Source organism: Myxacorys sp. (genome assembly GCF_059501405.1).
The window spans coordinates 1-8,586 of record NZ_JCACCM010000170.1; the positions used below are offsets into that span (position 1 = coordinate 1).

The window sequence follows — 8,586 nt, forward strand, 5'->3', positions numbered from 1 at the left end:
AAATTTCGAGATGTGCCGATTCCATGCTAATTCATCTTCTCATTCAGCAACGCCGGAAAAACCTTCTTGTGTAAATACGCCAATTCCACCAATTGAACATTTGGGTTGATTACAGTTGGATTTGGGAGAAAGATACACTTGTAACCCTTTAGAGTCAGCTTTAATAAATGGGTGCATTGCTAGTGCCTGTTGAGATAGGTAGGCTGGCAGCCGCATTTGTAGCCCATCTGGTAATTGTTGTTGAATGTCATCAATTATAGGTTTGAAAAGAGATGCAGGTTCAGCTAAAACAGAGGCTGTATTCATTGAAATCCACAAAATTGATAGAGAGGTTGCTCTAAAAATCCAGTTCAGATATTTCATTTATCAATCCTCAATGATTACAATCAATAGCAGTATAAAAATCAAGAAAGTAATGGAGTTCACACATAAGTCATCGATTAAAATGACAAAAGTCATTAGTGACTCATCACTCTTAATAACCAGCATCGCCTCATACTGAGATTTTCAAGGTTTCACCCTGGTATTGCACTTGAAGTGTACCCGTAGTTGCACCTGATTCGATTTCACCGGGTTGTCCAAGCTTCACATCAACTGCAAGTTGATGTGAAGCTTGACTAACAAACGTTTGGGAAGTTCGCTGACCATAGAATTCTTGACCTGTTGCGGCAGTGCGGCGAAAGCGAACAAATCTGCCGTTAATCTTCATCATTGCAAATTCATCTCCCGCCTTTTGAGCCATTCGGTTATAAAACAAATATCCAGGTGGACGAAGACCACGGTTTGCTTCCAAAGCGTCATCCCATAGCCTCCGCCACCCTGCCAGCTCATCTTGCTTTCAACCCCGCTGTCTCCCCCTGAGATTTGCGGCACAACCCTTTCACAGCTTCATTGCGCTCGGCGACGCTGCGTTGTTTCCCGTTGTTTAACGCGGTGTACTCAGCCGTAGCAAAGCCGATGAAATCAAGCGAGAAGTGATCTTTGCCGAGCGTATCTTTCGCTCACCTCAGTCAATCTGCTCTAAGGGAGAAATTGACTAGGCGGCACGCCAGCCTGACGTTTGAAATGGCGAGTCAAGTGACTTTGATCGACAAAACCAACTTGAGTTGCAACGGTAGCGATCGATAGGTTGGTAGTTCTAAGAAGCTGGGTCAACTGAGTGAAGGTGGCGCAAGTTGTGGTGCAAGTTCTGGATTGGGCAACATAGGTAAAGGTTCTTCAGAAGTTGGCATATTAGAATGCTGTGTGTAAACCACTTGATAGAGTTGGGGTTCTGCTTTAACTACAAGTCCCTGAAGACGCTTTAAATGGTCAGCAAATTCAGAGCTGTTTCGCATCGCGACATAATCTTCTACAGAGGCAAAATGAGCATAGTTAGCAGCTCGGGTGCGATCAAGGCTAATATGCAGATTGGCTGTATAACTGCCTGGAAATTGACCTTGTAACCTCTTGTATTCACCAACTTGTGTAGAGACAAACTGCTCAGCCTTAGCCGGGTCGAGCGTAAAAATGTTGATGAGAACAATCCCATCACCGACTTGAATAGGATTGACTGGGAATCCATTTTCTAGATGCAGGTTATTCATGAATCCATTCTTTTAATTTGATTAGATGATTTTTTGGCTCAATGGCTTGCCGCAGAAGGATAAAGCCACCGCTTAAATAATTGCGTCACTTGGGGCATGATGACCCAGGTCATTAACGGCATCATGATGACAATATTGACGAACGTTGCTAGCCAAGCGGGTAGTTCATTCGTGATTGGTTTTAGCAGGATTGGCATCAGGGAAATGGCTGGATAGATACCGATCGCGCTGACAATTGCAGTTTTCCATTTAGGCGAAGGGAGCGCATTCGGAACCTCAGGCAAAGCGAACCAAGCTTCTAAACCATTGACCCGCGAAACTTTTGGATCACCGATGCCGAGTGCATCTGCTCTAGCAATCCAGCCCTGGCAAATAGGAGATTTTTCCCACTCTTGTAAATGAACAAGAGTATCAAAGCGCAAAATAAGTTGCCATGCACCCCGCTTCGTTGTGGGATGCAGAACTTCACTCCCCGCATAGCCCGGAGAGGCGCTAGCCGCGAGAATTACACCTCGCACTGCTTCTTCAAATGCAGCTTCCGAACCCGGCTTAACGTGCCTAATAATAGAGACAACTCCAGCAGGAGACTGCATCATGGTTTCCTAGATCTAAAGATTGTTATGAGAGCCATCGGAGAAAGGAAGTCTCCCAGTCACTTTACACCAGCACAGGACGACTTGCTTTTGCCCATCCCTGTGAAAGGTTACGGGTTTAAAGTCAGTTCCCTTGTGTAAACTGTTATAGAAGGGTTGATTGGCAGAGAGTCCACAACTACACCAGTGATCAGTTCCGCTTTGCTAGGGCTATAGTGGCTGGTTTTGTATCAACAACGTTGGCTTGAGACATAGCGTATAGTTCTCAACAACATTGATTTACAGGATGCCACCATTCACTTGAATGATTTGTCCATTGACCCAACGGGCATCATCGGAGGACAGAAACGCTACGACATCTGCAATATCGGCTGGTTGTCCAAGACGAGCGAGGGGTGTCGATTGAATCAGATGCTCTAAAGCATCGGCAGGCATAATTAATCCATCGGTTTCAGTGACTCCTGGAGAAACTAGATTCACCGTGATACCCCGATGTCCTAGCTCTTTGGATAAGGCAAAACTAAACTGCTCGATCGCAGCTTTACTAGCAGCATAGACCCCACCCATTGGAATACTTTGCTTGGTTGCACCACTGGATAATAATGATGCGTCCACCGTCACTGAGATGCTTTGCAGCTTCTTGCAGAGCAAAAAATGTGCCTTTGGCATTGGTGTTGAAGATGTGATCAAAATCAGATTCGAGCATATCCGCAGTTAGCTTGTAAGTAGATACACCAACATTGTTGACCACAATATCAAGCTGCCCAAAGGTGCTGAGAACTTGCCCAAACAGGTTGCGGGTCTCTTCAAGATTGCTAATATCTGATTGGATTGCGATCGCCTGCACCCCATTACTCTGAATAGCTGCGACCACTGCCTCCGCTTTATCTCGATTGCCTGCATAGGTAATGGCGACATTTGCGCCATCATGCCCCAACCGTTCGGCGCTCGCTCGACCAATTCCCCGTGAGGCACCCGTAACTAACGCTATTTTTCCTTTCAATAAAGACATTACCTTGCATCCTAAGTTTGGAACACCGAACTTTGATAGATAGCAAGGTATACTTCTACTGTCTTTTTAGCAAGTACTAACTTTTTAGTAAGTACCTATCGGCTCACCAAGATGTGATTCTCATGCAACCAGAACCAGCTGACAATACACCATTCGTGCAAGCGACCCTGAAAGTCTTGGGTGGCAAATGGAAGCTCTTAATCCTGTGGCATCTGAAGGATGCAGCAAAGCGATACAGCGAATTGAAGCGGTTAATTCCTGACATCACTGAAAAAATGATGATCCAGCAACTGCGTGAACTAGAAAGTGACGGAATTATTAGCCGTAAAATGCTTTCAGAGATGCCTCCAAAAGTTGAGTATGCTTTCACAAATTATGGCAGAACATTGATACCCGTCTTTAAGCTACTGTGTGAGTGGGGGCAGGAGCACCTTAAAGGTATGAAAGCGGATGGAACAGATTAATCCTGTGACAATTGCTGTGATTTTGATAGGTAGCTCGAGCAAAACCACCTATAGAAGCAAAGAGTTGTGTCGCAAATACTTTTTAGTGACAAATGAACTATCTTGTTCGCGTTCCGTCAAGTACTAATGCCAAAGAGCTTTTCAATAAACTTCATTTGGGACGCACTGTTTCCTCAACTGGTTCCCTTCAGCTGTCCTTTGCGAATCACACTCATGGCTTCAATTCCTCTCAGTGTTCGTCTTGCCGTATTAAATGACCCGAATCCCATCCTCGGTTTTGTCACTCGCTTAATATTTCGATGGTCGCTATGCTTTAGATACTGGATTCGCTGGCTCATTCGTGGTCAATTCAACTCCTGCTACAGGAGTGCTGGTCATTTCTGACCTCGTCACTTGCTTCAATCCAAAGGCTAACCATGTCATTTTCCACTGCCTACTTCTGCTAGAACATCCCTAGTGTTTCTGTTCTAGCTTTACAATTTGAACCTCGTTGCACATCTCCTGGGAAGACCAGTTAGTTTTTGCGACACAACCCCAAAAAGTGCGGAACGCGGCAAATTGGTTCAAATGATAGGGACAGGGCAATTCACCTCCGAAAACTAGGGAAATTAATCTCAAGATAGCCGATGTGATCTCAGTTGAAGTTCGCCACCCGTAAAACCGAACTCTAAAATAAAGGCTGTTTGTCCACCACTACTTTCAACGTGGATAGTCCCACCCAATCGTTCGGTCAGTTTTTTCACCAGAGCTAACCCCAACCCTGTACCACCATGTTTCCAAGGATCATTGTTAGGGATGCGGTAGAACTTGTCAAAGATGCGATCGCACTCTGCGGCTGGAATTTCGACGCCAGAGTTGCTAATGCAAATCTCTAGGGTTGCTGAGGTGGACTGAGCAGACACCGTAATCGTTTCTCCAACCGGAGTATATTTACAGGCATTGTGCAGCAGTTCGGTTAGAATGCGCTCCAAAAAGGGCAAATCGGTAGTGAAGGGGGGTAAATTGTCAGGAATGTGAATGGCTAATTGCTGCTGATGTTGGTGGATGCGTTCGAGAAATGACTCTGTCAGGTCGGGAATGTAAGACTGGAGCGCTATGCTGGTGGGATCGAGCGGCTCAGCCCCAGCATCGAGGCGCGCTAGATCCAGCAGATCATTGATTAAATTAACCTCCCGTTTCCCTTCCTCTCGCAGGACTTTCAAATAGCGATTGACGACGTTAGATTCATCTTCCAATACACCCAAAGGTTTCAAGCTGATTTCCAGCATTTGAATTGCCATTTTAATGTTGGACATGGGCGATCTCAGTTCATGGGAGACGGTGCTAAGGAAGTCATCTTTCAGCTGGTTGAGCCGCTCCAGTTCTTTCACCTGCGCCTGGACGGATTGGTACAAGTGAGATTGACGAAGGGCGATCGCTGTTTGAATACTAAGCTGCTGGAGTAGGCTGATTTCCCATTCCTGCCACTTGCGGGGACCACTATTTTGATAGACGGCAAGCAAACCCCACAGCGTATCGTTCACAAAAATGGGGGAGATCGCATAGGCTCTCGCTTGAAACTGCTCTAACAGGTCAATGTGACACTGACTGTGCCCGATTGCATAAATATCGTTAACCGCAAAGGTTTCATTGTTTTGGTAGCGTCCGCCCTGGATCTCTTGCAAGTCGGTATCTTGCCAAACTTTCTGGATATCCGGTTGCACCAAAGGCTCCCACCTTTCATCCACCGACTCTGCCACAAAATTGCCACTCCAATCAGGATTAAACTGATAAATCGCAACTCGGTCTGCCCTGAGGGTCTGGCGGGTCTCGCTAAGCACAGTAGTGAGAGTTTCTCCCACATCGAGGGAGCGGTGGATATTTTGGATGATCAAGCGCAGCAATCGCTCTTGTTCTGCCTGTTGGTGCAGAGATTGGGTGCGCTTTTGCACCCGTTGTTCCAGATCCTGGTTCAGTTGTTGTAGGGCAATTTCTGCTAGTTGGCGTTCTGCTAGTTCTAGTTGTGATTGTTGATAAAGATCGGCTTGTTGGATAGCGATCGCAATCTGCGTTGCCAGCTGTTGTTGCAGTTCAATTTCTAAGGCTTCCCATTGCCGGGGAGAGCGGCAATGATGGGCCACTAACAATCCCCACATGTGGTGATCTTGCAGGATCGGCACCACCAGTTTTGCCCGCACCTGCATTTGCTCTAACAGTGCCACATGACATCGAGCTAGATGAGCGGTGTAAATATCATCGGTTGCCCTCACCATGCCCTGCTCACAGGGTCGTCCCTGGGTTGCGAGAAAATAGGTATCGGTGATTTGCATTCCCAGGATTGACCGCCATCCCTCTGCCACTGATTCTGCAATGATGATGCCGCTCCAGTCGGGTTCAAACCGATAGATGATCACGCGGTCGGTTTGCAGCAGCTGCCGAACTTCAGTCACTGTGGTCTGGAGGATGTGATCCAAATCCAGAGTTTGACGAATATGTTGGGCGATCGCGGTGAGCAACCGTTGGCGCTCCACCTGTTGGCGTAGGGAAGCCTGGGTTTCCTTTAGGATTGTGATGTCAGTAGCAACCCCCAACGATTGCTTCGGCAACCCCTCAGCCGTGCGACTAAAGATTCGATCTCGGCTCAGTAACCAGCGATAGTCCCCCGTTTTGTGGCGCATTCGGTATTCCGTCTCCACAAATTCGTCATCCTGAACCCTCAAAAGACGCTGTTGATTGGCCATCACGGTAGGCAAATCGTCTGGATGGATCAGCAGTGGAAAGAGAGCATTGCCCATTGTCCGGATCTCGTCTGGGGAGTATCCCAAAACCGCTTCAACCTGTTGGTTGGAATAGGTATTGTGCTGCTCAATCAGGTCGTAGACATACAGAATTGCCAGGGTAGACCTAGCAATCTGCTCGGTAAAGTGCTGCTGCTCGCGCAGGGCAGTTTCGGCAGCCTTGCGATCTGTCACATCTCTAGAAAGACAGAGGAGCGACTCAATCGTCTGGTGATCAGACAATTCAGGGACAATGACCATTTCAAAGGAACGAATACCCTGAAGCGTGAGGGTTTCAAATTCAATCACCTGTTTCTGTCCTGTTGCCAACAGCCGCGCAGCAGCAGTCTCCCAGGCGCTGACCATCACCTCGTCCATGCCTAAGTCGCGGTAGGTCTTGCCCAAAAAGACCTCGGCTGGAGTCCCGGTCATTTTGGTGAGGGCTGGGCTGACGTAGAGGTGCCGCAGTTGCCGATCAAATCGCTCAATGATATCTGGGGAATTTTCCACTAAGGTTTGATATTGTTGCTGCGATTCTACCAGGGCGATTTCGGCGGCTTTGCGATCACTAATGTCACTCACCGTGCCAACAAAGCCGGAAATATCGCCATTTGGTTCTTTTAGGGCAGTGGCTCTCCCTGCTACCCATACGCTCAGCCCATCTGGACGCAGGAAGCGGAACTCCGGGTTAATCTCTCTGCCCTCCCGAATCGCAGCACTCCATTTTGCAAAAATGCGTGGGCGATCGCCGGGATGAATTGCCTGCCGCCACCCCTCACCAACCGCCTGTGCGCTCGTTAATTGGGTTAGCTCACACCAGCGCTCATTAACATACGTGCAAGACCCTGTGGCATCCGTCAAAAAAATGCCTACAGGAGCAGATTGGGAAAGTACTCGAAATCGGTGTTCACTCTCTTGCAGAGCAATTTCAGCCTGCTTTTTCTCGGTGATGTCGGCCTCTGTTCCTGCCATGCGGATTACAGCTTGTGAGGCGATTGCCGCTTGTTGTCGGTCAACGGTGTGCTGCTCAAGCTGGATTTCTAAGTGTTGCTGGCGTTGGCGCAGTTCCGCTTGCTGGATAGCCATCCCTAGGTGCAGGGCAATGTGCTGCAATAGCTGTACCTCCAGGGACTGCCACTCGCGCGGGGTGCGACAGTGGTGGACAATCACCAAGCCCCACAAGATGTCCTGACTGAAAATCGGCACCACCACATTGGCTTGCACCCCAAAGCGTTCTAGGAGTTGAACATAGCAAGGATCAACCGTCCCATCGTGAATGTCTGAGATGGTAGCAGTCTGTCCCTGTTTGTAGCGTTCGACCCAAGTTGCATTAAAACACGGGTCGTAGACTAGTTGTCCGAGGATAGGTGTCCAGTCCGTACCAATAGACTCAAATGCTACAACAGCATCCTGATCCTCCAGAAAGCGATAGATGAGAACGCGATCGGTTTGCAACAGTACTCTAATATCGCCGAGTGCCCACTGCAAGATGCTTTCTAGTTCCCTACACTGTTGGATTTGAAGGGTGATTTCTGAGATTTTTCCTAAAATTACTTCCGGGGAAAGCAAAGAGGCTATCGAATCTTTAGACACCACAAAATTCCAAAACGCTTGGTAGTATGTTCGTCACAACAGACTCTTATCAGTATTTGATAAAAACCATTCCTTTAAAACAAAACACCATAAAACAACACATACATGTCGTAAGGCAATAAGTAGCGTTGTGGGACGATAAGTAGCGTTGCGGGACGGTAAGTAGCGTTGCGGGACGGTAAGTAGCGTTGCGGGACGGTAAGTAGTGTTGTAAGACAATAAGTAAGCTCAGGTTGTGACTTGTTCCCCTTTTTTCGGCAATAGTTCGTCGCGTTAAGTGGTGATCCCTTACAAGCAACGGCACAAAATTTAGGAGAAGGCACAACCATAAGCAAGTGCCGCTCAACCGGATTTATCTAGAGTAACAAATTAGTTGACCGCAGCGACCAATTAGAAGCCAAGCTTTTCACGCCTGTAAACATTACTGAAAGGGCATCTCATTTTTAGCGTTTCTGAGAGGACGTCTGAAAAGGTCAGATGTAGCGTAGCAAAAGAAAGAAGCTCTCATCCCGTAAGCTGTCAGAAGATGTCGAGTCTCAAATTATTTTTCTTTTTGTCTCAGATTATTTTTCCGACTTAAAA

General features: G+C 47.4%; 8 protein-coding genes and 1 pseudogene. 1 reads left to right on the forward strand and 8 read right to left on the reverse strand.

Going from position 1 to position 8,586, the window contains the following annotated elements; translation table 11 throughout:
• Positions 1 to 39: 39 nt before the first annotated feature.
• The 6 genes and pseudogenes from AC5I6P_RS24095 to AC5I6P_RS24120 form a co-directional block, all read right to left on the reverse strand.
• Positions 40 to 363 carry a hypothetical protein gene (locus AC5I6P_RS24095; RefSeq protein ID WP_495696309.1) on the reverse strand — a complete coding sequence of 108 codons (324 nt, stop codon included), beginning with the start codon at positions 361 to 363 and terminating at the stop codon, positions 40 to 42.
• A 130-nt stretch (positions 364 to 493) separates the two neighbouring features.
• Entirely contained in the window at positions 494 to 793 is a 300-nt protein-coding gene (locus AC5I6P_RS24100) for a hypothetical protein (RefSeq protein ID WP_495696310.1), read from the reverse strand.
• Positions 794 to 1,020: 227 nt separating this feature from the next.
• A complete protein-coding gene (locus tag AC5I6P_RS24105; protein ID WP_495696311.1) occupies positions 1,021 to 1,155 on the reverse strand; it encodes a helix-turn-helix domain-containing protein in 135 nt (44 codons plus the stop codon).
• Positions 1,152 to 1,586 (reverse strand): antibiotic biosynthesis monooxygenase family protein, encoded by a 435-nt coding sequence (locus tag AC5I6P_RS24110; protein WP_495696312.1) that lies wholly within the window; start codon positions 1,584 to 1,586, stop codon positions 1,152 to 1,154. Before AC5I6P_RS24110 ends, AC5I6P_RS24105 begins: the two co-directional genes overlap by 4 nt.
• Positions 1,587 to 1,624: 38 nt before the next feature.
• Positions 1,625 to 2,182, reverse strand: coding sequence for an antibiotic biosynthesis monooxygenase (locus tag AC5I6P_RS24115; protein ID WP_495696313.1), 558 nt, complete (start codon positions 2,180 to 2,182; stop codon positions 1,625 to 1,627).
• 276 nt (positions 2,183 to 2,458) lie between these two features.
• Positions 2,459 to 3,191 (reverse strand): annotated as a pseudogene (locus AC5I6P_RS24120) (SDR family oxidoreductase).
• Positions 3,192 to 3,313: 122 nt separating this feature from the next.
• Here AC5I6P_RS24120 and AC5I6P_RS24125 point away from each other — a divergent pair.
• Entirely contained in the window at positions 3,314 to 3,655 is a 342-nt protein-coding gene (locus AC5I6P_RS24125) for a winged helix-turn-helix transcriptional regulator (RefSeq protein WP_495696314.1), read from the forward strand.
• Between the two features lie 173 nt (positions 3,656 to 3,828).
• Here the strand turns inward: AC5I6P_RS24125 and AC5I6P_RS24130 are convergent, their stop codons facing one another.
• Together AC5I6P_RS24130 and AC5I6P_RS24135 are read right to left on the reverse strand one after the other, a co-directional pair.
• Entirely contained in the window at positions 3,829 to 3,993 is a 165-nt protein-coding gene (locus AC5I6P_RS24130) for a hypothetical protein (protein WP_495696315.1), read from the reverse strand.
• Between the two features lie 276 nt (positions 3,994 to 4,269).
• Complete coding sequence (locus AC5I6P_RS24135; RefSeq protein WP_495696316.1) at positions 4,270 to 8,004, reverse strand: GAF domain-containing protein; 3,735 nt, start codon at positions 8,002 to 8,004, stop codon at positions 4,270 to 4,272.
• Between the last annotated feature and the right edge of the window lie 582 nt (positions 8,005 to 8,586).